Annotated in this window: 22 protein-coding genes and 1 pseudogene; 6 read left to right on the top strand and 17 right to left on the bottom strand. The window is 67.5% G+C overall.

What is annotated here, in order from left to right:
• Window positions 1-48: 48 nt before the first annotated feature.
• The 15 genes from HBF32_RS15785 to rpsB form a co-directional block, all read right to left on the bottom strand.
• Window positions 49-414, bottom strand: coding sequence for a hypothetical protein (locus tag HBF32_RS15785; protein WP_166700744.1), 366 nt, complete (start codon window positions 412-414; stop codon window positions 49-51).
• 102 nt (window positions 415-516) lie between these two features.
• Window positions 517-1,173 carry a ribonuclease HII gene (gene rnhB, locus HBF32_RS15780; protein WP_166700743.1) on the bottom strand — a complete coding sequence of 219 codons (657 nt, stop codon included), beginning with the start codon at window positions 1,171-1,173 and terminating at the stop codon, window positions 517-519.
• A gap of 51 nt (window positions 1,174-1,224) precedes the next feature.
• Complete coding sequence (lpxB, locus tag HBF32_RS15775; RefSeq protein ID WP_166700742.1) at window positions 1,225-2,445, bottom strand: lipid-A-disaccharide synthase; 1,221 nt, start codon at window positions 2,443-2,445, stop codon at window positions 1,225-1,227.
• A gap of 110 nt (window positions 2,446-2,555) precedes the next feature.
• On the bottom strand, window positions 2,556-3,329 hold the full coding sequence (gene lpxA / locus HBF32_RS15770; RefSeq protein WP_166700741.1) for an acyl-ACP--UDP-N-acetylglucosamine O-acyltransferase: 774 nt from the start codon (window positions 3,327-3,329) through the stop codon (window positions 2,556-2,558).
• Window positions 3,326-3,790, bottom strand: coding sequence for a 3-hydroxyacyl-ACP dehydratase FabZ (gene fabZ / locus HBF32_RS15765; protein WP_166701090.1), 465 nt, complete (start codon window positions 3,788-3,790; stop codon window positions 3,326-3,328). Before fabZ ends, lpxA begins: the two co-directional genes overlap by 4 nt.
• A gap of 5 nt (window positions 3,791-3,795) precedes the next feature.
• Window positions 3,796-4,824 carry a UDP-3-O-(3-hydroxymyristoyl)glucosamine N-acyltransferase gene (lpxD, locus tag HBF32_RS15760; protein ID WP_166700740.1) on the bottom strand — a complete coding sequence of 343 codons (1,029 nt, stop codon included), beginning with the start codon at window positions 4,822-4,824 and terminating at the stop codon, window positions 3,796-3,798.
• A gap of 168 nt (window positions 4,825-4,992) precedes the next feature.
• Window positions 4,993-7,416 carry an outer membrane protein assembly factor BamA gene (bamA, locus tag HBF32_RS15755; protein ID WP_166700739.1) on the bottom strand — a complete coding sequence of 808 codons (2,424 nt, stop codon included), beginning with the start codon at window positions 7,414-7,416 and terminating at the stop codon, window positions 4,993-4,995.
• 150 nt (window positions 7,417-7,566) lie between these two features.
• Window positions 7,567-8,910: an RIP metalloprotease RseP gene (gene rseP, locus HBF32_RS15750; RefSeq protein ID WP_166700738.1), complete on the bottom strand. Its 1,344-nt coding sequence runs from the start codon at window positions 8,908-8,910 to the stop codon at window positions 7,567-7,569.
• A gap of 45 nt (window positions 8,911-8,955) precedes the next feature.
• Window positions 8,956-10,140, bottom strand: coding sequence for a 1-deoxy-D-xylulose-5-phosphate reductoisomerase (locus HBF32_RS15745; RefSeq protein WP_166700737.1), 1,185 nt, complete (start codon window positions 10,138-10,140; stop codon window positions 8,956-8,958).
• A gap of 3 nt (window positions 10,141-10,143) precedes the next feature.
• On the bottom strand, window positions 10,144-10,962 hold the full coding sequence (locus HBF32_RS15740; RefSeq protein ID WP_166700736.1) for a phosphatidate cytidylyltransferase: 819 nt from the start codon (window positions 10,960-10,962) through the stop codon (window positions 10,144-10,146).
• Window positions 10,963-10,974: 12 nt separating this feature from the next.
• The gene (gene uppS / locus HBF32_RS15735; RefSeq protein ID WP_166700735.1) at window positions 10,975-11,709 is read right to left on the bottom strand and encodes a polyprenyl diphosphate synthase; all 735 of its coding nucleotides are present in this window, start codon (window positions 11,707-11,709) and stop codon (window positions 10,975-10,977) included.
• A 20-nt stretch (window positions 11,710-11,729) separates the two neighbouring features.
• Window positions 11,730-12,287 carry a ribosome recycling factor gene (gene frr, locus HBF32_RS15730; protein WP_166700734.1) on the bottom strand — a complete coding sequence of 186 codons (558 nt, stop codon included), beginning with the start codon at window positions 12,285-12,287 and terminating at the stop codon, window positions 11,730-11,732.
• A gap of 70 nt (window positions 12,288-12,357) precedes the next feature.
• A complete protein-coding gene (gene pyrH, locus HBF32_RS15725; RefSeq protein ID WP_166700733.1) occupies window positions 12,358-13,080 on the bottom strand; it encodes a UMP kinase in 723 nt (240 codons plus the stop codon).
• Window positions 13,081-13,336: 256 nt separating this feature from the next.
• A complete protein-coding gene (tsf, locus tag HBF32_RS15720) occupies window positions 13,337-14,215 on the bottom strand; it encodes a translation elongation factor Ts (RefSeq protein ID WP_166700732.1) in 879 nt (292 codons plus the stop codon).
• Window positions 14,216-14,296: 81 nt separating this feature from the next.
• The gene (rpsB, locus tag HBF32_RS15715) at window positions 14,297-15,148 is read right to left on the bottom strand and encodes a 30S ribosomal protein S2 (protein WP_166700731.1); all 852 of its coding nucleotides are present in this window, start codon (window positions 15,146-15,148) and stop codon (window positions 14,297-14,299) included.
• A gap of 352 nt (window positions 15,149-15,500) precedes the next feature.
• On the opposite strand from rpsB, the gene map reads away from it, so the two are divergent.
• From map to dapE, 5 genes and pseudogenes are all read left to right on the top strand, one after another.
• Window positions 15,501-16,268: a type I methionyl aminopeptidase gene (gene map, locus HBF32_RS15710; RefSeq protein WP_166700730.1), complete on the top strand. Its 768-nt coding sequence runs from the start codon at window positions 15,501-15,503 to the stop codon at window positions 16,266-16,268.
• A 107-nt stretch (window positions 16,269-16,375) separates the two neighbouring features.
• Window positions 16,376-18,919 (top strand): annotated as a pseudogene (glnD, locus tag HBF32_RS15705) ([protein-PII] uridylyltransferase); the annotation flags it as partial.
• Window positions 18,861-19,847, top strand: a complete 987-nt coding sequence (dapD, locus tag HBF32_RS15700) for a 2,3,4,5-tetrahydropyridine-2,6-dicarboxylate N-succinyltransferase (protein ID WP_240148015.1) — start codon at window positions 18,861-18,863, stop codon at window positions 19,845-19,847. The pseudogene glnD and the gene dapD, both read left to right, overlap by 59 nt.
• Before the next feature lie 3 nt (window positions 19,848-19,850).
• Window positions 19,851-20,204, top strand: coding sequence for a Spx/MgsR family RNA polymerase-binding regulatory protein (locus HBF32_RS15695; RefSeq protein ID WP_166700728.1), 354 nt, complete (start codon window positions 19,851-19,853; stop codon window positions 20,202-20,204).
• A 43-nt stretch (window positions 20,205-20,247) separates the two neighbouring features.
• Entirely contained in the window at window positions 20,248-21,378 is a 1,131-nt protein-coding gene (dapE, locus tag HBF32_RS15690; protein WP_166700727.1) for a succinyl-diaminopimelate desuccinylase, read from the top strand.
• 8 nt (window positions 21,379-21,386) lie between these two features.
• Here the strand turns inward: dapE and HBF32_RS15685 are convergent, their stop codons facing one another.
• Window positions 21,387-22,193, bottom strand: a complete 807-nt coding sequence (locus HBF32_RS15685; protein WP_166700726.1) for a phosphodiester glycosidase family protein — start codon at window positions 22,191-22,193, stop codon at window positions 21,387-21,389.
• Between the two features lie 103 nt (window positions 22,194-22,296).
• Between HBF32_RS15685 and HBF32_RS15680 the strand changes: the two genes are divergently transcribed.
• Complete coding sequence (locus tag HBF32_RS15680; RefSeq protein ID WP_166700725.1) at window positions 22,297-22,785, top strand: NUDIX hydrolase; 489 nt, start codon at window positions 22,297-22,299, stop codon at window positions 22,783-22,785.
• A gap of 168 nt (window positions 22,786-22,953) precedes the next feature.
• Here the strand turns inward: HBF32_RS15680 and parC are convergent, their stop codons facing one another.
• Entirely contained in the window at window positions 22,954-25,194 is a 2,241-nt protein-coding gene (gene parC / locus HBF32_RS15675) for a DNA topoisomerase IV subunit A (protein ID WP_166700724.1), read from the bottom strand.
• Window positions 25,195-25,213 lie beyond the last annotated feature (19 nt).

Below are 25,213 nucleotides of genomic sequence, written 5' to 3'. Positions count from 1 at the left end.
CGGCGCGCTTCCGAAGGATCCGGGACGCGCGTCGGCGGGCAGGCGCGATTACCAGGCCTTCACGTCCGAAACGACCACCGTGTAGTCCTGCATATCGGCGGAATAGCGGAACAGCCGGCCGAGGTCGAAGTCCACGCTCTTGCCCGGCTCGATGTTCGAGGTGCCGGCGGGCCAGCCCTGCTTGCTGGCGATGACCTTGCCCGAGGCATCCTTGGCGTCGATGCGGATCTGCGCGGCGGCAGGCTCGGCGCACTTGTTGACCAGGTTGCCCTTCATGCTGAAGCGCGGCAGCCCCGAGCCCTGCGTCAGCTTCACGGCAAAGCCGTCGATGGCGAAATCCTTGGCGGCGCAGGCGGCCTGGGCGGACAGGGGAGCGGCTGCGAACAGCACGATGGCGATGGCGAGCTTCTTCATGGGGTGTTACCTGTCGATAGGGAAAGGGCTACACCCCCACGGGGAGGGCGTTAGCCTTCGTATCGGCAGGTCCCCGAAGGACTTTAGGCCAGGCCGTTTGGCCTATAGCGCCACGGCGGCGAACAGGTCGTCCATCGGGCTTTCGACGGCTTCCGGCTCGAACCAGCGCCGCACGGGCGCGAAGCTGCGCCTGTGGGCCTCGCAGGGGCCCAGGCGGTCCAGGGCCTCCAGGTGCTCCGGCACCGCGTAGCCCTTATGGCGGGCGAAGCCGTAACCGGGATGCAAGGCGTCCAGGGCCGTCATGTGCCGGTCGCGGCTGACCTTGGCGAGGATGGAGGCGGCGCTGATGGCCGGTTCCGCGCCGTCGCCGCCGATCACGGCCCGGCCCTGACAGGGCAGCGTGCGCGGAAGGCTGTTGCCGTCCACCAGCGCCATATGCGGCGTCAGCGACAGGCCCATCAGGGCGCGGGTCATTCCCAGCATGGTGGCCTGGAAGATGTTGACCCGGTCGATCTCTTCGCGCTCCACGAAGATCACGCAGTGGGCGAGGGCGCGCTCGACGATGCGGGCGTAGAGCTTCTCGCGCACGGCTTCGGCCAGTTGCTTGGAATCGTCGAGCCCCCGGATCGGGCGGGCGGGATCGAGGATCACCGCGGCGACCACCACGGGTCCGGCCAGCGGGCCGCGTCCGGCCTCGTCCACGCCGGCGACGACGAGATCGCGGGCGAGCTGGGAGGTGACGTTACGGCGGCGGGGCATGGCGGGGAGGGTACTGTCGGGGCGCAGCAGGAGCAAGTCGTGCAGGGGCCGCTACAGCGGCTCCTGCTGGGAGGAACGGGGCGCGACGAGGTCGGCCAACGCGTCGGCCGCGTGGTCGGACGCGCGGCCTTCGAGGCCGCCGCGAAGTTCCTGGTGGAGGTACTCGAACGCCGCCACGATGGCGCCACGCCGTTCGCTGTCGGCGAGCAGGTCGAGCGTGGCCCGGGCCAGGTTGTCCGGCGTGCATTCGTCCTGCATGAACTCCGGCACCAGCCGCTCGCGGCCGAGGCCGCAGGCGCGGGCCAGGATGTTCGGCAGGCTGTAGACATCGGTCTTCAGCATGTGCAGGGCCTTGGCGATGCGGTAGCTCGTGGGCGAAACCCGATAGCCGACCACCATCGGGCGCTTTGCCAGCATCGCTTCCAGCGTGGCCGTGCCGGAGGCGAGCAGCACGGCGTCGGCGGCGAGCATGGCCTCGTGCGCGCGGCCGTCGACGAGCAGGGGCGGCGTGCCGGGAAACCCCTGAAGGAGCGTGGCGAGACGTTCGTGCACGCGCTCATTGGCCGCGGGCACGACGATACGCAGGCCGGGCATGGACGCGGCAACGCGCCTGGCCGCATCGATGAAGGTGGCACCGATGCGCTCGATCTCGCTGGGCCGGCTGCCGGGCAGGACGGCGAGCACGGGCGCGTCATGGGGGAGTCCGAGCGCATCCCGCGGCTTGTCGCGCTCGGACACCATGGGAAAGCGGTCGGCCAGCGGATGGCCGACGAAACGCGCGTCCACGCCGTGCCGTGCATAGATGGGAGGCTCCATCGGGAACAGGCAGAGCACGCGGCGGGCGGAGTGGCCGATTTTCTCCGCGCGCTTCTCGCGCCACGCCCATACGGACGGACTGACGTAATGCGCGGTGACAAGGCCGGCTTCCTTGAGCTTGCGCTCGACGGCGAGGTTGAAATCCGGCGCGTCGATGCCGACGGTCAGTGCCGGCCTGGCGGCAAACAGCTTCGCCAGCAGGTCGCGGCGCAGACGGAGCAGGCGAGGAAGGTGCTTCACCACCTCGGCGAAGCCCATGACCGAGAGTTCGCGGATGTCGTACCAGGACTCGAAGCCCTGCGCGAGCATGCGCCTGCCACCGATGCCCACGAAGCGGGCGCCGGGGAAGCGGTGGCGGAGGGCCACGATAAGATCGGCGCCGAGCTGGTCGCCGGAATCCTCGCCGGCGATCAGCGCGATCAGCGGGGCGTCGGAAGGAGAACGGGTTTGCTGCATGGTGCTGGGTCTCCCGCAGCCTGTGGCCTCTCAGGCACTGGGCCCCTGCCTCGGCAGGGGCGACGGAATGGTGCTCGGCGGCGTCGGCGCCATGGTAGCGCCGGCGGTCGTTACCTCGCGAGCGCCCGTTCGCTGCGATCGATGAACTCGAGCATCTGGCGTACGTCCTCGCTGGCTTCCGCCTGCGTCATCAGCTGCTCGCGCGCCTCGGCCAGCGGCAGGCCGGCCATGTAAAGGGTGCGGTAGGCGCGCTTGATGGCCGCGATGCGCGCGGTGTCGAAGCCGCGGCGCTTGAGGCCCTCGCTGTTGATGCCGCGCGGACGGCCGCGCGTCTCGTTCGCCATCATCACGAACGGCGGCACGTCCGAACCGACGAGGCAGCCCATGCCGATGAACGCGTGGGCACCCACCTTGCAGAACTGGTGGACACCCGAGAAGCCGGAAAGGATCGTCCAGTCGCCGATTTCCGCGTGGCCGGCCAATGCCGAATAGTTGGAGAACACGACGTTGTTGCCGATCTGGCAGTCGTGTGCCACGTGCACGTAGGCAAGCAGCCAGTTGTCGTTGCCGATGCGGGTGATGCCGCCGCCGTCGCCCGTGCCGCGGTTGATCGTGACGAATTCGCGGATGAGGTTGCGGTCGCCGATGACCAGTTCCGTGCGCTCGCCCTTGAATTTCTTGTCCTGCGGCGGACCGCCGATGGAGGCGAACTGCGAGATGCGATTGTCCCGCCCGATGACGGTCGGACCCTCGATCACCACGTGCGGACCGACGGTCGTGCCCTCGCCGATGACCACGTCGGCACCGACGACGGTATAGGCACCGATGCTGACGTTGTCCGCGATGCGCGCGGACGGATCGATCTGCGCGGTGGCATGGATCATTTGTCGCTCCTGGCGGCGCACATCAGCTCGCAGCAGGCCACGACCTTGCCGTCTACCATGGCCTTGGCCTCGAACAGGCCCATGCCGCGGATGAGACGCTTGAGCGACACCTCCATCACCAGCTGGTCGCCCGGGGCGACCACGGCGGAGAAGCGCGCGTTGTCCACCTTCACGAGGTAGAAGAGCGGGCTGCCGGAATGGCCGTCGACCTGGCTGGTGATCTGCGTGAGCAGGCCGGCGGTCTGCGCCATGGCCTCGACGATGAGCACGCCCGGCATCACCGGGTGCCCGGGGAAATGGCCCTGGAAGAACGGCTCGTTGATGGTGACGTTCTTGATCGCCGTGATGGTCTTGCCGGGATCGATCGCGACCACCCGGTCCACGAGGAGGAACGGGTAGCGGTGCGGCAGGAGCCGCTGGATCTGCTCCACGTCCACGGGGAGCGTCACGGCAGCTTTCATTTCGGTCATTGCCCTTTGTCCTTTTCCAGCGCCGCCAGGCGGCGCACGTACTCGTCTAGATGTTTCATGCGCGCCGCGTTGCGCCGCCACAGGCGGTTCTCCTGCAACGGGGTGCCGGACGAATACTCGCCGGGCTCCCTGATGGATGCGGTCACGAGGCTTTTGGCCGTGATGGTAACCCGGTCGGCCACTTCGAGGTGCCCGAGGATCCCGGCGTTGCCCCCGATGAGGCAATACCTGCCGATTTTGGCGCTGCCCGCCACGGCGGAACAACCGGCCATGGCCGTATGCGCGCCGATGTGCACGTTGTGGGCGATCTGGATCTGGTTGTCGAGGCGTACGTCTTCCTCGAGCACGGTGTCTTCCAGCGCGCCGCGGTCGATGGTCGTGTTGGCGCCGATCTCGCAGTCGTCACCGATGCGTACGCCGCCCAGTTGCGGCAGCTTCACCCAGCGGTCGCGGTCGAAGGCGATGCCAAAGCCGTCGGCACCGATGACGGCGCCCGGATGGATCAGCACGCGCTTGCCGAGGGTGACGCGGATCACGAGCGTGACGCGGGCGACGAGGCGGGAATCCGCGCCGACGACGCAGCCCGGACCGATCGTGCAGTGCGGGCCGAGGATCGCGCCCTCCTCGATGACGGCGCCCTCCTCGATGACGCAGCACGGGCCCACGCTGGCCGTCGCATGCACGCGGGCCGAAGGCGAGACCACGGCGCTCATGTGGATGCCGTGCGGTGCCGCCGCGTGCTTCTCGAACAGCGCGGCGATCTTTGCGTAGGCGACGTACGGGTCCTTCGCCACCAGCGCGGCGCCCTTGCGCAGGGGCAGGGCGTCGGCGCCCAGCACCACGATGCCCGCCTGCGATTCGGCCAACTGCGAGGTGTATTTCGGATTGGACAGGAAGGTGAACTGGCTCGGCGTGGCGGTCGCCAGGGTTCCGACGCCGTCGACCGCCGTGGCGGGATCGCCGTGGGCTTCAAGGCCGAAGCGTTCGGCCAGTTCGGCAAGGGTGTATTGCGGACTTCCGCTCACGGAAAACTCCCAAAAGAAAGGGGTGGCGTTTGGGCCACCCCTCGATTCTACAAGGTCTTCGACTGAAGCCCTGTTTCTGTAGGAGCCGCTATCGCGGCGAGGGCAGCTTGCCTTACCGCTTCATCGCTTCGTTGGCTTCTCGCCGCTATAGCGGCTCCCACAGGGTCGTTAGAACGTGTTGCCGAAGGTGAACTGGATGCGCTCGACGAAGCGGCTGTCGGCATCCTTCTTACGGAACGGCACGGCGAAGTTGATGATCAGCGGACCGATCGGCGCCTGCCACTGCAGCGAGAGACCCGTGGAGGCACGCAGCTCGCTGGCGTTGAAGGCGCTGTAGTCCTTGTAGACGTTGCCGACGTCGACGAACCAGGAGACGCGGGCCGTGTTCACGTCCTTCAGGAAGGGCAGCGGCAGGAACACCTGCGCGGTGCCGAGCACCTTGAACGCGCCGCCGACCGGCTGGCCGTAGCTGTAATAACCGCCGGTGCAGCGACCCTTGCTGTCCGGCTCGCGGGTGCTGCTGGCGCCGTCGCAGAGGCGGGGACCCAGGGTGTTGTCCTGGAAGCCGCGCACGTCGCGCACGCCGCCGGCGTAGTAGTTCTCCCAGAAGGGGAAGTCGATCTTGTCGCCCTTCTTGTAGATCTGCGCGCCGCGGGTGCCGTCCGGGTTGATGACGTAGCCGTCGTGGTCGTAGGTCTGGCCGTAGGTCTTGCCGTAGCCCACCTGGCCGTCGAGGTAGAGCACGAAGCCCTTGCCGATGGGCCAGTAATGGTTGGCTTCGCCGAACAGCTTGTAGAACTGCACGGTGGAGCCTGGCAGCGCACCCGACACGGACGCCGTGAGCTGGCCGCCGCGGGTGGGCGCCCAGTAGCTGTTGCGGGTGTCGTGCGAGTAACCCAGGCTCGACGTCCACGAGTGGATCGTGCGGTTGCCCAGGGCATTCTGGTAGGCCACCAGCGCCGACGGCGTGTAGATCGACGTGTTGATGAGGTTCGAGCTGATGCCCAGGCTGGTCGACACGTTGTCGAAGTCGGTGATCGGAATCGATACCGTGGTTTCGAACGACTTGGTGCTGTACTGGTAGTTGGCGAGGTCGGTATCGCCGTAATCGAGCTTGCTGTAGCCCAGGTTGTAGCCGATCGCGATGTTCGAATCGGTGAGGTACGGGTTGGTGTAGCTCGCGTTGACGCGCTTGTAGTACGTGCTCGTCTCGGCCGCGATGGAGAAGCGGTCGCCCGTGCCCAGGAAGTTGTTCTGCGACACGGAGGCCGACAGGATGATGCCGGAGTACTGCGAGTAACCCACGCCGAACATCAGCGAGCCCGCGGACTGTTCTTCCACCTTGGCGGTGAGGTCCACCTGGTCGACGGTGCCGGGTACCAGCGCCTTGTCGATGTCCACCGTCTTGAAGTAGCCGAGGCGCTGCAGGCGGGTCTTCGAACGGTCGATGGCGCCCTGCGAGTACCACGCACCCTCGAGCTGTCGCATTTCGCGGCGGAGCACCTCGTCTTCCGTGCGGGTGTTGCCCTGGAAGACCACGCGGCGGACGTACACGCGCTTGCCCGGCTCGATGAAGAGCGTGAGGTCGGCCGTGCGCTTGTCCTTGTCGAGCTTCGGAATCGGCGTGACCTTCGCGAAGGCGTAACCGATGTTGGCGAGGATGCCCTTGATGGCATCGGTGCTGGCCTCGATGGCGCCGCGGTTGAAGGTGTCGCCCTTGTGGATGAAGACCAGCTTGCGCAGGGTCTCTTCCGGCAGGATGAGTTCGCCGAGCAGCTTCACGTCGGAGACGGTATAGACCTCGCCTTCCTTCACGCTGGCGTCCACGTACATGGCGCGCTTGTCCGGGCTGATCGCCACCTGCGTGGAATCGATGCCGAAGTCGGCGTAGCCGCGGTTCATGTAGTAATTGCTGAGCTTCTCCAGGTCGCCGGAAAGCTTCTCGCGCGAGTACTGGTCGTCCTTGGAATACCAGGACAGCCAGTTCGTGGTGTTCGACTCGAACCCGTCGCGAATGGCCTTGTCGGTGAAGGCCTTGTTGCCGATGACGTTGATCTCCTTGATCTTCGCCGCCTTGCCTTCGCGGATCTCGATGTCGATCGCCACGCGGTTGCGATCGAGCCGGGTCACGTGCGGGTCGACCGAGACGTTGTACTTGCCGCGGTTGTAGTACTGGCGGATCAGTTCCTGCTGCACGCGGTCGAGCGAGAGGCGGTCGAAGGTCTCGCCTTCGGCCAGGCCGATCTCCTTCAGGCCCTTGCGCAGGTCGTCTTCCTTGATGTCCTTGTTGCCGCGCAGCGTGAGCTTGGCGATGGCGGGACGCTCGACGACCTTGATCACCAGGATGTCGCCCTGGCGGTCGAGTTCCACGTCGCTGAAGAACTTGGTCTGGTAGAGGGCGCGAATGGCGGCCTGCGCCTTGTCGTCGCTGAGGGTCTCGCCCTTCTCGATCGGCAGGTAGCTCAGCACCGTGCCCTGCGCGATACGCGTCAGGCCGTCGATGCGGATGTCGGAGACGACGAACGGCTCGAAGGCGGCAAGCGCATTGGCGGACAGGGAGGCAAGCAGGATCAGGGCGGCGATACGCTTCATCGTCGATTCCGTTGGGTTAATTCCAGTCGACGGCGGACGAGGCCGGCAACCGAAGAGGAGCACGCGCGAGGCTCTGGCCTTGCGTCGTTCGGCGCAGGGCGCGGGTGCGCCAGGAGCCTGGGTGATACGGTTGCGTCGCGAGCGGGTGGCTCACGAGACAAGCATTCGTTGTATGTCGTTGAAGAACGCCAGCCCCATCAACGTGAACAGCAGGACGATCCCCACGTACTGGCCCGCGACCATGGTGCGCTCGCTGACCGGACTGCCCTTGATCAACTCGATAAGGTAATACAGCAGGTGTCCACCGTCCAAGACCGGGATCGGCAGCAGGTTCAGGATGGCCAGGCTGAGCGAGACCAGGGCGAGGAAGTTGAGGAACCAGCCCAGGCCGCGGTTGGCCGAATCGTTCGCGACCTGCGCGATGCCGATGACGCCGGAGAGGTTCTTGGTGGAGGCCTCGCCCGACAGCATCTTTCCGATGAGGTTGAAGGTGGAAGCGGTACCCGTCCAGGTCGCGCGCAGCGATTCGCTGAAGGCACGCACGGGTCCGTAGCGCAGGGTGGCCTCTTCCAGCGGCTGGCGGGCCACGCCGATCAGCCAGCGGGTGGGCTGGCCTTCTTCCGACTTCATCCGGGCCGTGATGTCGAAGACTTTCGTCTGTCCGTCGCGCTGGACGGCCACGGCCAGCTTGGGCGAGATGGCCGCCTGCGCCGGCACCAGCTTGGTGAAGTCGTCGAAATCCGACACCGGCTTGCCGTTGACGCTGAGGAGGCGGTCGCCTGGACGGATACCGGCGAGGGACGCCGGGTCGCCCTTGACCACCTCGCCGACCACGGGAGGCGCCTGCAGGTTCATGCCAAGCTGGGCGAAGCGCTTGCCGATGTCGCCGCTGGCGTCCAGGCGCTGGAGGGGCAGCACGACATCGCGCTGCGCGCCGTCGGTGCCTTTCACGCGAACGGGCAGGGGCTCGTTGCCCAGCAGCCCATTGGCGAGGACCTCGGTGGCCTCGCTCCAGTTGCCGACGGGATCGCCGTTCATGGCGATCAGCCGGTCGCCCGGGCGGATGCCCGCCACGGCGGCGACGGTGCCCGGGCCCGCGGTGACGATCGGCGCCACGTCGGGTTTTCCGATCATGTACATCGCCCAGAAGGCGGCGATGGTGAAGATGAGGTTGAACGCGGGGCCCGCGGCCACGATGGCGATGCGCTTCCAGACCGACTTGCCGGTGAATTCCTGGGCGCGTTCGGCGGCCGGGACATCGCCCTCGCGGGCGTCGAGCATCTTCACGTAGCCGCCGAGCGGAATGGCGGCGATCTGGTATTCGGTGCCGTCCTTCGCCACGCGGCGCCACAGCGGACGGCCGAAGCCCACGGAGAACCGCAGCACTCGCACGCCACAGCGTCGCGCGACCCAGTAATGGCCGAATTCATGGAAGGTCACCAGCACGCCAAGCGTGACCAGCAGCCAGAACACGGAACCTAGGACGGGGCTCATCGGGGAGGGAGGGTCTCGGTGGAAAAACGTTTGGGTGGAGCGAGTTTAGCAGTAAGCGCGATGGAGCACGCCCCTGGCGGCCCGACGCGCCTCGGCGTCGCGGGCGACGAGGGTCTGGACATCGACCACGGGTTGGGCCGGCAGTTCCGTGAGGACGCGCTCGACGATCTCGGCGATGCCGAGGAAGGGGAGGGAGCCGGCCAGGAAGGCCGCCACGGCCACCTCGTTGGCGGCGTTGAGGATGGCGGTGGCGTCGCCGCCTTCGCGCAGGGCCGCGAAGGCCAGGGCGAGGCAGCGGAAGGTGTCGGTGTCCGGCTTCTCGAAGTCGAGACGGGCATGGGCGGCCAGGTCCAGCGGGGCGACGCCTGCCTCGATCCGTTCGGGCCAGGCCAGGGCACAGGCAATGGCCGTGCGCATGTCGGGATTGCCCAACTGGGCCAGTACCGAGCCGTCGACGTAATCGACCAGCGAGTGGACCAGGCTTTGCGGATGGACGACCACCTCGATGGCATCCACCGGCGCGGCGAACAGGTGATGGGCCTCGATGACCTCGAGCCCCTTGTTCATCAGCGTGGCGGAATCCACCGAGATCTTCCGGCCCATCGACCATTTGGGATGCGCGCAGGCCTCGTCGGGCGTGATCCGGCCCAGCTCGGCGCGTGTGCGGCCGCGGAACGGACCGCCCGAGGCCGTGAGGATGATCCGCCGCACGCCGGCCCGGCCGAGGTCCGGCCGGCCGCCGGGCAGGCACTGGAAGATGGCGTTGTGCTCGGAATCGATGGGGATGAGGTCGCCGCCGCCCTGGCGCAGGGCCTCGAGCAGCAGGGCGCCGGCCATGACGATGGATTCCTTGTTGGCCAGCAGCAGGCGCTTGCCCGCGCGGGCCGCGGCCAGCGTCGAATCGAGGCCCGCCGCGCCCACGATGGCGGCGACCACGGTGTCGCAGAGCGGCCCGGCGGCCGCGGCGGTGACGGCGTCGGCGCCGCTGGCGACCTCGCAGCGCACGTTCGCGGCCGCGAGGCGGCGGGACAGGTCGGCCTCCATCGCAGGGTCGGCGACGATCGCGAGATCCGGGCGGAATCGCTCGCAGAGTGCGGCGAGTCCGGCGGTATCGCGGTTGGCCGCCAGCACGCTGGCGCGGAAGCGGCCGGGATGCCGCGCGATCACGTCGAGCGTGCTGCCGCCGATGGAGCCGGTGGCGCCGAGGACGGCGACCTGGCGCACGGCCATGGCTCAGAGTCCCAGCAGGAGCTTGCCGGCGGCGAACACCGGCAGGGCCGCGAACACGCTGTCGAGGCGGTCGAGCAGGCCGCCGTGGCCCGGGAAGAGGCTTCCGGAGTCCTTCACGGCCGCGTGGCGCTTCATCAGGCTTTCGAAGAGGTCGCCCACCACGGCGATGCCGACGGTGACGACGCCGAGCAGCACGAGGCCCACGAGCTGGCCGCCGCCGCGCACGCCGAGCAGGTAGCCACCGAGGAGGGCGACGAGGCTACCCGCCAGGATGGCGCCGTAGACGCCCGCCCAGGTTTTCCCCGGACTGATCCGCGGAGCGAGCTTGCGCCGACCGAAATGGCGGCCGCTGAAATAGGCGCCGGTATCGGCGGCCCAGACGATCACGAGGGCCAGCAGGGTCCACCAGTGACCCTTCGGCCCCGAGTGCAGCAGGATGGCCGATGCGAGCGTGGGGACGATCACCAGGGCGCCCGCGCCGAGCTTCAGCATGCGGTTCTCGGCATTGGGCGCGGCCGCGAACGTGAAGTGGCGAAGCCAGAAGCAGCAGCCGATCCACCAGGCCACGCCGGCCAGGGTCAGCACGGCAAGCAGGCCCGGCGTCCAGACGAGGAGCAGGGCTATGAAGATGGCGGCCGCCGCCGCGACCACGGTACCGCGGCCCGCCGGCGTGCGGCAGCCGGCCAGCAGGCTCCACTCCCAGGCGGCGCCGACGAAGACGAGGGCGACGACGGCCGCGAAGTAGACCGTCGGCGGCAGCAGGATGAGCGCCAGGACCAGCGGGATGAGGATCGCGGCAGTGGTGATGCGTTGCTTCAGCATGGGATTCCAGCGTCAACCCGTGACCTGTTCGCCGGTGCGCCCGTAACGGCGCTCGCGGCGGGCATAGTCGTCGATCGCCTCGGTGAGGCAGGCCTGGTCGACGTCGGGCCACAGGGTGTCGGTGAAGTAGAGCTCGGCATAGGCGATCTGCCAGAGCAGGAAGTTGCTGACCCGGCGCTCGCCGCCCGTCCGGATGAAAAGGTCGAGCGGGGGCTGGTCGGCGAGACAGGTATACCCGTGGAGGCGCTCCTCGTCGATCTCGTCGGCGCGGTACTCGCCGCGGCCGACGGCTTCGGCGGCGAGACGTGCGGCGTTCGCGATGTCCCAGCGGCCGCCGTAGTTCACCGCCACATTGAGATTGAGCGCGGTGTTGCCCGCCGTGCGCTCCATCGCACCGAGCATGCGCGCGCGCAACTCGGGTGCGAAGGCCGCGAGGTCGCCGACGAAGCGCACGCGCACGCCGTTGCCGTGCAGTTCGTCCACTTCCTTGTCGATCGCCTTGAGGAACAGTTCCATCAGCGCCGACACCTCGGTGGCGGGGCGCCGCCAGTTTTCGCTGGAGAATGCGAACAGCGTGAGCGAGGCGATGCCGCGGCGCAGGCAGAACTCCACCGCTTCCTTCACGGCCTTCTGTCCCGCGTGGTGGCCGAACGTGCGCGGGCGAAGACGCTGCTTCGCCCAGCGGCCGTTCCCATCCATCACGATGGCCAGGTGGCGTGGAACCCGGTCGACGGGCTTCGCTGCCATGGACGGCAACCGATGGCGCGTCAGAGCGCCATCAGCTCCTTTTCCTTTTCCTTGACCACGTCGTCCACTTCCTTGACGAACTTATCGGTCAGCTTCTGGATGTCGTCGTCGGCGCGCTTCTTGTCGTCTTCCGTGATCGTCTTGTCCTTCAGCAGCTTGTCGACGTGCTGGATGGCGTCGCGGCGTACGTTGCGGATGGCGATCTTGGCCTGCTCGCCTTCCTTCGCCACGCTCTTCGCGAGTTCCTTGCGGCGCTCCTCGGTCGGCGGCGGGAAGTTCAGGCGGATATCCATGCCCATGGTGGTGGGCGTGATGCCGAGGTCGGAGGCCATGATGGCCTTCTCGATCGGCCCGACCATGCTCTTGTCGAACGGCTTCACCGACAGCGAGCGCGCGTCCGGCGTCGTCACGTTGGCCACCTGGGCCAGCGGGGTATCGGTGCCGTAGTAGGGCACCTTGATGTTCTCGAGGATCGACGGATTGGCGCGACCGGTGCGGATGGTCTTCAGGTCGTGCTTCAGCGAGTCGATGCTCTTGCCCATGCGGGTCTCAGCATCTTTCTTGATGTCGTTGATCATGGGTTTCATCCGGTGGAGCGGGTCAGCAGGCGAGTATAGCAGTGCGCCCGGCAGGGGCCGTGGCGGCGGTTCAGCCGGCGTCGACGAGGGTGCCCACGGACTCCCCGCGCATGATCCGCATGAGGTTGCCCGGCTGGGTCATGTCGTAGATGCGCAGCGGGAGCTTGTTCTCGCGGCACAGTGCGATGGCGGCGGTATCCATCACCTCGAGGCGACGCTCGATCACCTGGTTGTAGGTAAGGTGTTCGTAACGTTCCGCGTCGGCGACGCGCTTCGGGTCGGCGGAATAGACCCCGTCCACCTTGGTCGCCTTCAGCAGCAGGTCGGCGCCCACTTCCACCGCGCGCAGGGCGGCGGCGGAGTCGGTCGTGAAGAAGGGATTGCCGATGCCGGCGGCGAACAGGGTCACGCGGCCTTTCTCGAGGTGGCGGATGGCACGGCGGCGGATGAAGTCCTCGCAGACCTCGTTGATCTTGATGGCGCTCATGGTGCGCGCTTCGCCGCCCAGCTTCTCGATGGCGTCCTGCATGGCCAGCGCGTTCATCACGGTGGCGAGCATGCCCATGTGGTCCCCGGTGACACGATCCATGCCCGCGGCGGCGAGGCCCGCGCCGCGGAAGATGTTGCCGCCGCCGATGACGACGCCGATTTGCACGCCCGCATCGTGGACTTCGAGGATTTCCTTCGCGAGACGGCCGATCACCTCGGGGTCGATGCCGTAGTCCTCGCTGCCCATCAGGGCTTCACCGGAGAGCTTGAGCAGGATGCGGCGGTGGTTCAGCGGGGTGCTCATGGGGAGTCTCCAGATTGTGTGGGGCAAAACGGGCGTAGTCTAACCTGACGTGGGTTGTTGCAGGAATGTGAAAAACCGTCGCGGATCGCAGTTTCAGGCGCTGGAGTCGCTGGGCTCCTGCCTCCGCGGGAGCGACGGATCGTCCCGTACACCTCCCGTCGTCCCTGCACAGGCAGGGGCCCGGCGTCTCCGCCCCGCACGACGAAAAAAAGGCCGCGATCGCTCGCGGCCTTTTTTCGTGACGCTCGAGGGTGGCTTACGCCAGACCCGCCTGCTTCATCACTTCGGCGGCGAAATCGTCCACCACCTTCTCGATGCCTTCGCCGACGGCGAGGCGCTCGACCTTGATGATCTCGGCGCCGGCCTTCTTCAGGGCCTCACCCACCGTGATATCGGTATCGATGACGTACGACTGACCCACGAGGGTCACGTCGGCAAGGATCTTGTTGACCTTGCCCGAGACGATCTTCTCGAGGATCTCGGCCGGCTTGGCCTTTTCCTTGTCCGTCATCTTCGAGAGCTCGATTTCCTTTTCCTTCTCGAGGAAATCGGCCGGGACGTCCTTCTCGCTGACGAACTTCGGATTCATCGCGGCGACGTGCATGGCGATGCCCTTGGCCAGCTCTTCCGAGCCGCCCTTGAGCGCCACGAGCACGCCGATGCGGCCGCTGTGCGAGTAGGCACCCAGCACGCCGTCGGTCTGCACGGTGGCGACGCGGCGGACGTCGAACTTCTCGCCGATCGTGAGCGTCAGCTCCTTCGCGCCTTCCTCGACCGTACCGCCGCCGAGCTTGGCGGCCTTCACCGCCTCGATGTCGGTGGCGCCGGAAGCGAGGGCGACGTCGGCGACGTCCTTGGTGAACTTGATGAACTGGTCGTTCTTCGCGGCGAAGTCGGTTTCGCTGTTGACTTCGACCATGACGCCCTTGCCACCCTGGGTGGCGACGGCGACGAGGCCTTCGGCGGCCACGCGGTCGGCCTTCTTGTCGGCCTTGGCCATGCCGTTCTTGCGCAGCCATTCCATCGCCGCTTCGATGTCGCCGTTGTTTTCGACGAGCGCCTTCTTGCACTCCATCATGCCGACGCCGGAACGCTCGCGCAGGTCCTTGACGAGGCTTGCGGTGATCTCAGCCATGGTAATTCCTCAAAGGTTTGATGGCGCCGCGGCGGTCTTGCCGCGGCGCCGGGGTGATGCGAAAGGTGCGGGGCGGGGCGCTTAAGCGCGGGCGCCGCGACCACCCTCACGGCCGCCTTCGCGGCGCGGTGCACCCTTCTTGGCCGGGGCGCCGCGACGCTCGCCGCGCGGGGCGTCGTCCTTGGCGACCGGGTTGCCTTCCTCGTCCAGCTCCACGAACTCGTTGGCATCGCCACGGGCGGCGTTCGGAGCGGCGGCCTTGCCTTCCAGGATGGAGTCGGCGGCGGCGCGGGCGTACAGCTGGATGGCGCGGATGGCGTCGTCGTTACCCGGGATGGCGTAGTCGACGAGGGCCGGGTCGTAGTTGGTATCGACGACGGCGACGACCGGGATGCCCAGCTTGCGGGCTTCCTGGACGGCGATGTCTTCGTGGCCGATGTCCACGATGAAGAGCGCGTCCGGCAGGCGGTTCATGTCCTTGATGCCGCCCAGCGAGTTCTGCAGCTTCTCGCGCTCGCGGCGACGGGCCAGCACTTCGTGCTTCACCAGGCGGTCGAACGAACCGTCGGTTTCGGCGGCTTCCAGTTCCTTCAGGCGGGCAACCGACTGCTTGACCGTGCGGAAGTTGGTCAGCATGCCGCCGAGCCAGCGGGCGGTGACGAACGGCTGGCCGGCGCGGCCGGCTTCCTCGGCGAGGGCCTCGCGGGCCGAACGCTTGGTGCCGACGAACAGGATGGTGCCGCCCTTCTGGGCCAGGCCCGAGAGGAAGTTCATCGCGTCGGTGAAGAGCGGAAGCGTCTTCTCGAGGTTGATGATGTGGATCTTGCCGCGGGCGCCAAAGATGTACGGAGCCATCTTGGGGTTCCAGTAACGGGTCTGGTGACCGAAATGGACGCCGGCTTCCAGCATCTCGCGCATGGTGACTTGTGCCATGGAATACTCCTGGGCGAACCGCCTTGGCGGTTCTATGGGGGTTGGGACCTCCACGCATCCCCGGCTTCGACCCGGCCCCTTGAGGACGGGCACCCCGAAGGCGGTGCCGATGCGTGTGTGGCGTTGAAGCGATCGCTTCGCGCCGGGACCAAGGGTGGCCCCGTGCGGTTACAATCGCGCTTCGATTTGCCGCCGTGGTCGTCCTCTGGACGACTGCGCCGGACAGCAAAACTCGCTAATTGTAGCCCGCGGAGCCTTCCGGTCGCAAGCCGAGGGTGGAATTCCGGCAGGGGCGCCGCCACCTCGGGTGGCAGGCCCAATCCCCTGAAGGGCAAAGGAAAAGAGAGATCGTATGGCCGTCGTACCGAAGACCCCCGAAGAAATCCAAGCCATGCGCGAGGCCGGCCGGCTGGCCGCCGAAGTGCTTGCCATGCTGGTGCCCCACGTGAAGCCGGGCGTCACCACCGAGGAACTGGACCAGCTCGCCCACGACCACATCGTGAATGTGCAGAAGGCCATTCCCGCGAACGTCGGCTACCGCGGCTACCCGAAAACCACCTGTACCTCGGTCAACCACGTGATCTGCCACGGAATTCCCAGCCCCAGCAAGGTCCTGAAGGACGGCGACATCGTGAACATCGATGTCACGGTGATCAAGGACGGCTGGCATGGCGACACCAGCCGCATGTACTTCGTGGGCACGCCCAGCGTGCTGGCGAAGCGCCTGGTGGAAACCACCTTCGAGGCGATGATGAAGGGCATCCAGGCGGTCAGGCCGGGGGCCACCCTGGGCGACGTGGGCGCCGCGATCCAGAAGCACGCCGAGGCGGCGGGTTTCTCGGTGGTGCGCGAGTACTGCGGCCACGGGATCGGCAAGGTCTACCATGACGAACCCCAGGTGCTGCACTACGGCCGTCCGGGTACCGGCCTGGCGTTGAAGCCCGGCATGACCTTCACCGTCGAGCCGATGATCAACGCCGGGAAGCCGCAGACGAAGTCCCTGCCGGACGGATGGACCGTGGTCACGAAGGACCATTCCCTGTCCGCGCAGTGGGAGCACACCATCGCCGTGACGGAAGACGGCTTCGAGATCCTGACACCCTGGCCCGACGCCGCCTGACTTATCCCTGTAGGAGCCGCTATAGCGGCGAGGGAACCTCGCGACACCGTGGCAAGATTCCCCTCGCCGCTATAGCGGCTCCTACAACGGCCCCATAGGATTCCGATGTGACGCTGCCATCGCTTCCGCGCCTTCCGAAAGTGGTACCGCGCTCCGGCGTGTCGCCCGAGGCCCGGCGTTCGCTGCGTCAGCTGCTGGGTGACGTGGACCGCGCGCTGGCCGTCGGCTTCCAGGAAGGTGAGGATGCTTCGGCGCTTGCCCGCCGCCGGGCGGAGATCGTCGACCGGGTCGTGGTCCACGCGTGGCACGCCAGCCTGGGCGACGGTGCCGAGGCCGCCTTGTTCGCCGTCGGCGGCTTCGGCCGCGGCATGCTGTTTCCGCGCTCCGATGTCGATCTGCTGGCGCTGGTCGACGGGAATTCTCCCGCGCTGGCGCGTGCGCTCGAGCACTTCTTCGCCTGCCTGTGGGACATCGGGCTGAAGCCCGGCCACGCGGTGCGCACGGTGGAGCAGTGCCGGGAACTGGCCATCCAGGACGCGAGCGTCTTTACCAGCCTGCTGGATGCCCGGCGCCTCGTCGGCCTGCCGTCCCTCGGCAACCGGCTGCGCGGCATCCTCGACGATCCGGCCATCTGGCCGCCGCGCGCCTACCTTGCGGCCCGCCTCGCCGAGCGCGACGCCCGCCACGCGCGTTACGACGATACGGCACAGAACCTCGAACCCAACCTCAAGGACGGGCCCGGCGGCCTGCGCACGCTCGACGCCATCCGCTGGCTGGGCCGGCGTCTCGCGAACGCGCCGGACTTCGACGCGATGGTGGCCGAGGGCCTGCTCGAACCGGTCGAGGCCACGCGGCTGACGCGTGCCGAGGAAACCCTCCGCCGCTACCGCTACGCCTTGCACCTGGAAGCCGGGCGCGCCGAGGAACGGCTGCTGTTCGACTACCAGCGCGCGCTCGCCGCGCGCCTCGGCTTCGAGGACGAGCACGCGAAGAACCTCGGTGTCGAGCAGTTCATGCAGGGTTATTACCGGGCGGCGACGCAGATCGAGCGCTCGGGTACCCAGCTGGTGGAGCGCTTCGAGGAAATGCTGGATCCGGCGACGGAACCGCAGCCGGTCGGCAGCGACTACGTCCGCTACGGATCGCGGATCGCGCCACGCAATCCGCACCTGTTCGTGCGTCGTCCCTCGTCGCTCGTGGACATCTTCATCGCGCGGCTCGACGAGCCCGGCATCACCGGCTTCACCGCGGAGACCATGCGCCGCATCCAGCACGCCGTATCGCAGCATGGCGAATCGCTTGCCGACGATCCGCAGGTGCTCGGCGCCTTCCTTTCGCTGCTGCGCCGTGGCGCGCCCGCCGTGGATGCGCTATGGCGGATGAACCGGCATGGTCTGCTCGCAGCCATCCTGCCCGCGTTCGGCAAGGTGGTCGGGCGGATGCAGTACGACCTGTTCCATGTCTATACCGTGGACGAACACACCACGCGCGTGCTGCGCACGGTGGCGCGCTTCGCCGATCCCGCGGCGCGGCGCGAGTTCCCCATCGCCTGCGAAGTGTGGCCGCACCTGGAGAAGCCCGAGCTGCTGCTGCTCGCCGCGCTGTTCCACGACATCGCGAAGGGACGCGGCGGCGATCACTCGGTGTTGGGCGAGGAGGAGGCGCGAGCCTTCTGCGCGCGGCTGGGGCTGCCGGAAGAGCAGGTGGAACTCGTGGCCTGGCTGGTCCGCCACCACCTGTCGATGAGCACCACCGCGCAGCGCCAGGACATCACCGATCCCGAGGTCGTGCACCGCTTCGGTGCCGAAGTGGGCGACTGGGAGCATCTCGACCATCTCTACCTGCTGACGATCGCCGACATCATCGGTACCAGCCCCAAGCTCTGGAACGCCTGGAAGGACCGTCTCCTGGCAGACCTCTATACGGCCACGCGCTTCGCCTTGCGCAGCGACCTCACGCCGCCCGCCGACTCCGCCGCGCGCGTGCGCGAGTGCCGCGAGAAGGCGATGAGCGTGCTCGCGACCGAGCGCGTCGATACGGACGACATCGCCCGCGTCTGGGCCGAGTTCCCCGATTCGAGCTTCCTGCGCCACCGTCCCGAGCAGATCGCATGGCAGACCGCCGCCATCCTGCGCGCCCACGGTGCGACGCCGCTGGTGGAGGTGCATCCCTTCTCCGTGCGCGGCAGCACGGAGCTCTTCATCTACACGCCCGACCGCGACGGCCTGTTCGCCACGGTGACGGCCGTGCTGGACCGCCTGCGTTTTTCCGTCATGGAGGCGCGCGTCCTGGTCTCGAGCACGGGCAAGGCGCTGGACACCTTCCTCCTGCTGGAATCGGATTCGCAGGCGCCAGCGTCGCTGCAGCGGGCGGAAGAGCTGCGCGCACGGATGCGTCACGCGCTCGCCCAGCCGGCCGGCCACGGCCCGGCGAAGCGCGGGATCTCCCGTCACCTGCGCCATTTCCAGATGGCGCCGCGGATCGAATTCGTCGACGCCGGCGAACGCACCCAGCTCGCCCTCGTGTGCACCGACCGGCCCGGCCTGCTTGCCGCCGTGGCCCAGGCGCTGGCCGAAGCGGAGGTGCGCGTGCATGATGCGCGCATCGCCACGTTCGGCGAACGTGTCGAAGACTTCTTCCAACTCACCGATCGCAGCAACGCGCCGCTCTCGCCCGACCGCCGGGATATCCTGCGGACGTGCCTGCTGCGCCACATCGGCCCCGAAAGCCCCAGGACTTCCGTACATGCAGATGCAAACGCTTGAATCCCTCATCGACGACGCCTTCGAGCGCCGCGCCGCGCTTACCCAGAACGAAATGGAGGGCGATCTGCGCGACGCGGTTGAGCAGGTTCTCAACCTGCTGGAGTCCGGAGAGCGCCGCGTGGCCGAACCGGACGGCAAGGGCGGCTGGACGGTCAACGCCTGGCTGAAGAAGGCGGTGCTGCTGTATTTCCGCATGAACGGCAACCGTGTGGTCGACGGCGGTCCGTCCAGCGCCTTCGACAAGGTGCCGCTGCGCTTCACCGAGGGCGACGCCAACGAATTCGCGAACCTCGGCGCGCGCGTCGTGCCCGGCGCGCTGGTTCGCCGCGGCGCCCACATCGCGAAGGACGCCGTGCTGATGCCGAGCTACACCAACATCGGTGCCTACGTCGGGTCCGGCTCGATGGTCGACACCTGGGCGACGGTCGGTTCCTGCGCGCAGATCGGCGCGAACGTGCACCTGTCCGGTGGCGTCGGCATCGGCGGCGTGCTGGAGCCGCTGCAGGCGAACCCCACCATCATCGAGGACAACTGCTTCATCGGCGCGCGTTCCGAGGTGGTCGAAGGCGTGGTGGTGGAGAAGGGCTCGGTGATCGGCATGGGCGTGTTCCTCGGCCAGTCCACGCGCATCTACAACCGCGCTACCGGCGAGATCAGCTATGGCCGCGTGCCGGCGGGCAGCGTCGTGGTGTCGGGGAGCCTGCCGGCGAAGGACGGCAGCCACAGCCTCTACGCGGCGGTGATCGTGAAGCAGGTGGACGAGAAGACCCGCGCCAAGACCGGCATCAACGAACTGCTGCGCAGCGGCGACTGAACCATGACCGTCATCGTGTATGGCCTGCCCACCTGCGATACCTGCAAGAAGGCGCGCAACTGGCTGACGCGCTTCGGCGTGGCCCACGACTTCGTGGATTACCGCGCGAACCCGGTACCGGCGGCGACGCTGAAAATCTGGGCGGAGAAGGTCGGCGGCTGGGAGAAGCTGGTGAACAAGGCGTCCACCACGTGGCGGACCTTGTTGCCGCAGCGGAAGGACCCTCGCACCGATCCGGAATGGACCTTGTTGCTGAAGGAGTATCCGGCGCTCATCAAGCGGCCGGTGGTGGTGGAGGGCGACGATGTATCCGTCGGCTTCACCGACAACGGCTTCAAGAAGCGCTTCGGCAAGTGACGTTTCGTCTTCTGCTTTTCCCTGCCCCCTGATCGGATCGAGCATGTCTCCCGTCCTCGCATTGACTCGCGACCTCATCCGCCGCCGCTCGGTCACCCCTCAAGACGCCGGCTGCCTGCCGCTGATCGCCAGCCGCCTGGAAGCCGCCGGCTTCCGCATCGAGCACCTGCGCTACGGCGACGTGGACAACCTCTGGGCGACGCACGGAAGCGACGGCCCCGTACTCGCCTTCCTCGGGCACACCGATGTCGTGCCGAGCGGTCCGGAAGAACGCTGGGTTTCGCCGCCGTTCGAGCCCACCGAGCGCGACGGCCTGCTTTACGGCCGCGGCGCGGCCGACATGAAGGGCTCGGTCGCGGCCATGGTCGTGGCGCTGGAGCGCTTCGTCGCCGCGAATCCCGGCCATGCCGGTACCGTCGGTCTGCTGTTGACCAGCGACGAGGAGGGCGTGGCACTGCACGGCGTGCGCGAAGTGGTCCGACATTTTGCCGCGACCGGCCAGCGGATCGACGCCTGCGTCGTCGGCGAGCCGTCGGCGAAGGCGCGGCTCGGCGACCTCATCCGCGTGGGGCGCCGCGGTTCGCTTTCCGGCACGCTCACCGTGCGCGGCGTGCAAGGCCACGTCGCTTATCCCGAAAAGGCCACGAATCCGATCCACGCCTTCGCCCCGGCGCTCGCCGCCCTGGTGGCGGAACGCTGGGACGACGGCAATGCCGACTTCCCGCCCACCTCGTTCCAGGTGTCCAACATCAACGCGGGGACCGGCGCCAACAACGTCATCCCCGGCGAACTCGTCGCGCTGATCAACTTCCGCCATGCCACCGCGAGCACCGCGGACGGGCTGCGCGAACGTGCCGAAGCCATCCTGCGCACGCACGGCGTGGACTTCGCCATCGACTGGCACCTCTCGGGCCACCCTTTCCTCGCACCGCCCGGCGGCCGCCTGCGCGAGGTCGTGGTGAACGTTTGCCGCGACCTCTGCGGCATCGATCCCGAGCAGAGCACGGGTGGCGGTACCTCGGACGGGCGCTTCATCGCACCGATGGGCGCCGAAGTCGTCGAACTCGGTCCGGTCAACGCCACGATCCACAAGGTGGACGAGTGCGTGTCGATCGCCGACCTCGAGCGGTTGCCGGACCTCTACGAGGCGATTTGCCAGCGCATGCTGGACTGAACCGGTCGTCAGCGTCGCTTCGGAAAGACGGCCACCATGCCGGCATAGGGCTTGGTCATGAAGGCGGGCGCACCGGCGTATCCCGTTTCCGGCGTATAGAACTGCGAGATCGTGCCGTCGAGGAAGAGCGCGTCGCGGCAGCCGATCTCGTCGCGGAAGAGGCGGGCGAAGCTGTGGAAGTTCACGGGTGCGCGGCTGACCACGAAGACCACCTCCCGGGGTGTCTTCGCGCAGACTCCGCTGCGCCACTTCATGCTGTCCGAGCCGTTCTCGAACTGCGTGTTGATCTCGCCGTCGATGACGAGCATGGGCCCGGACTGCGTGGCCCAACGCGGTTTGCGGCCCGCGGCGTGGAAATCCTCGCTGGTGCGCACTTCCGCGCTGCCGTCGTCGTACACGGCGAACACGCCGTTGGGCAGCAGCGAGAAATTGCCCGAGCGGGGGTTACCGTGCGTCCGGTTGAGCGGCACGATGGTCTTGCCGTTCTCCACATAGAGACCCAGCGGCCTGAATTCGCGGTCGTAAATGCCGGCATTGGCGGCGAAGGCGAGCGGGCGGCCCTTGGCGGACGTCCAGGTCTTCAGCGCCTCGAGGCCGCCGAACGGCTGTCCGTTGTCGGGGTTGCGCCAGTAGAACTCGATGTCTTCCTTGCGGGTGTCGACGGTGACGGCGAAGTAGGACTGGCTGTCGAACGTGAGTTCGCGGCCTTCGACGGCATCGGCCGGGTTCGCGCAACCCGCCAGCGCGGCGATGCAGCCGGTAGCGAGGAAGCGGAACGCGTGGCCGAGCGGGCGGGGGAGGAGAAGATGGAGCATCCGGGCATGTTCGCCGGGCCCGGCGGCTGGCGCAAGCTGCGCTGCGGCGCTGTCCGGGAACAAGGCGTAAACTTCAGGGTTTTTCCCCCACGCCTTCATCGCCATGCCCTATACGCCCATCGTTGCCACGCTCGGCTACGTGTTGTCGCCCGACGGCAAGCGTGTCCTCATGATCCATCGCAACGCCCGCGCCGACGACCAGCACCTGGGGAAGTACAACGGCCTGGGTGGCAAGATGGAGCCGGGCGAGGACATCGCCTCGTGCATGCGCCGCGAGATCCGCGAAGAGGCGGGCATCGAATGCCTGGAGATGAGCCTGCGCGGCACGCTGAACTGGCCGGGCTTCGGCAAGCAGGGCGAGGACTGGCTGGGCTTCATCTTCGTCGTCACCCGCTTCGACGGCGAACCGCTGGCGTCGAATCCCGAAGGCGCCCTCGAATGGGTGCCGGTCGACGCGCTGGACAGCCTCCCCATGTGGGAAGGCGACCGCCATTTCCTGCCGCTCGTGTTCGACGGCGACCCGAGACCGTTCCATGGCGTGATGCCCTATAAGGATGGCCGGATGGTCTCCTGGTCGGTCACGCGGCTGTAGGAGCCGCCATAGCGGTGAGGGTCTCGCCCTCTTGTAGGAGCCGCTATAGCGGCGAGGGAAACTGGCCTCGCCGCTTCTTCGCCCCGTTGGCTTCTCGCCGCTATAGCGGCTCCCACAGTTAGGGCGAGACCCTCGCCGCCATAGCGGCTCCTACAAGAGGGCGGCTCGTCAGCCGGTGGTCTCGATCCGCTCCACGCGCCGCAGTCCGCGCGGCAGGACGCCGCCCCGCGTGGCCCGATTGCCGCCGTATTCCACCAGGTCGGCCCACTTCAGCGTGAGCTTGCGCTGCCCCGCGTAGAGCGTGACCTCGCCCTTGCCCTCGGCGACCACGGCGACGCCGACCACGCGCTCCTCGCCGGAAGCGAGCTTCGCCTTGGGGATCTCGATGAGCTTGTTGCCCTTGCCCTTGTCGAGTTCCGGCAGTTCGGCGACGGAGAACATCAGCAGGTGGCCTTCGCTCGAGACGACCACGATGCGATCGCGCGACGGGTCGGCGGTGATCGCCGGTGCCACCACGCGCGCGCCGTCGCTGAGCGAGATGATCTGCTTGCCCGCCTTCTGCCGGCCGGTGAGGGCCTCGAAGCGGGTCACGAAGCCATAACCGAAGTCGGTGGCCAGGACGATGCGGGTATCGTTGTCCGCGGCCACCAGGGCGTCGAAGCGCGCGCCCGCCGGCGGACTGAAGCGGCCGGTGAGCGGCTCGCCGTTGCCGCGTGCCGAGGGCAGCGTATGCGCGGGCGTGGCATAGGCGCGACCGGTCGAATCGATGAAGGCGACCTGCTGGGTCGTGCGTGCACGGGAAATCGCCAGCAGGCTGTCGCCGTCGCGGTAGGACAGGGCCTCGCCGTCGATCTCGTGCCCCTTGCCGGCGCGCACCCAGCCCTTCTGCGACAGCACCACGGTAACCGGCTCGGAGGCGACCAGCGCGCTTTCGTCCAGCGCCTGGGCGACGCTGCGCTCGATCAGCGGCGAGCGGCGCTCGTCGCCGTACTTCTCGGCGTCGCCGCGCAGCTCTTCCTTGATGAGGCCCTTGAGCTTGGCCGGCGACTTCAGCAGCACGTTGATCCGCGCGCGCTCTTCCTCGAGCTTGTCGCGCTCCTCGTTGATCTTCATTTCCTCGAGGCGGGCCAGCTGGCGCAGCTTGGTTTCGAGGATGTAGTCGGCCTGTTCCTCGTCGAGGCGGAAGCGCGCGATGAGCACCGGCTTCGGCTCTTCCTCGGTACGGACGATGCGGATCACTTCGTCGATATTGAGGAAGGCGATGCGCAGCGCCTCGAGCATGTGCAGACGGCGCTCGACACGGCCCAGGCGGTGGTTGAGGCGGCGGGTGACCGTGTCCGTGCGGAAACGCAGCCACTCGGCCAGGATCATCTTCAGATCCTTGACCTGCGGACGACCGTCGAGGCCGATCATGTTCAGGTTGACGCGGAAGCTCTTCTCCAGGTCGGTCGTGGCAAAGAGGTGCTGCATCATTTCGTCCACGTCCACGCGGTTCGAACGCGGCACCAGCACGAGGCGGATGGGGTTCTCGTGATCGGACTCGTCGCGCAGGTCTTCCAGCATCGGCAGCTTCTTCGCGCGCATCTGCGCGGCGATCTGCTCGAGGATCTTCGACGGCGATACCTGGTGGGGCAGGGCGGTGATGACGATGTTGCCGTCGTCGCGCTCGTAGACCGCCCGGGCGCGGACCGAGCCCGTGCCGTTCTGGTACATCGCCAGGATTTCCTTGCGCGGCGTGATGATCTCCGCCGTGGTCGGGTAATCCGGACCCTGCACGTGCTCGCACAGGTCGGCGATCGTGGCATCGGGATCGTCGAGCAGGCGGATGCAGGCGCTGGCGACCTCGCGCAGGTTGTGCGGCGGGATGTCGGTGGCCATGCCCACGGCGATGCCCATGGAGCCGTTCAGCAGCACGTGCGGCACGCGCGCCGGCAGCCAGGAGGGCTCTTCCAGGGTGCCGTCGAAGTTCGGCACCCAGTCGGTGGTGCCGTGGCCCAGTTCGGACAGCAGCACCTCGGCGATCGGGGTGAGGCGCGATTCCGTGTAACGCATGGCCGCGAAGCTCTTCGGATCGTCCGGCGAACCGAAGTTGCCGTGGCCGTCCACCAGCGGATAGCGGTAGGAGAACGGCTGGGCCATGAGCACCATGGCCTCGTAGCAGGCCGAGTCGCCGTGCGGGTGGAACTTGCCGATCACGTCGCCGATGGTGCGCGCCGACTTCTTGGGCTTGGCGGTGGCACCGAGGGCCAGCTCGCTCATGGCGTACACGATGCGGCGCTGGACCGGCTTCAGCCCGTCGCCCACGAAGGGCAGGGCGCGGTCCAGCACCACGTACATGGAATAGTCGAGGTAGGCCCGCTCGGCGTACTCCTTGAGCGGGATCTGTTCGTAATTGGCTTGCAAATTCATGGGCTTGTGCATCCGGCAG

The sequence above is a fragment of the Luteibacter yeojuensis genome (assembly GCF_011742875.1).
GTDB classification, from domain to species: Bacteria; Pseudomonadota; Gammaproteobacteria; order Xanthomonadales; family Rhodanobacteraceae; genus Luteibacter; species Luteibacter yeojuensis.
Note: the sequence above shows the minus strand (reverse complement) of the source record. Positions and strands in the feature narration are given on the sequence as shown.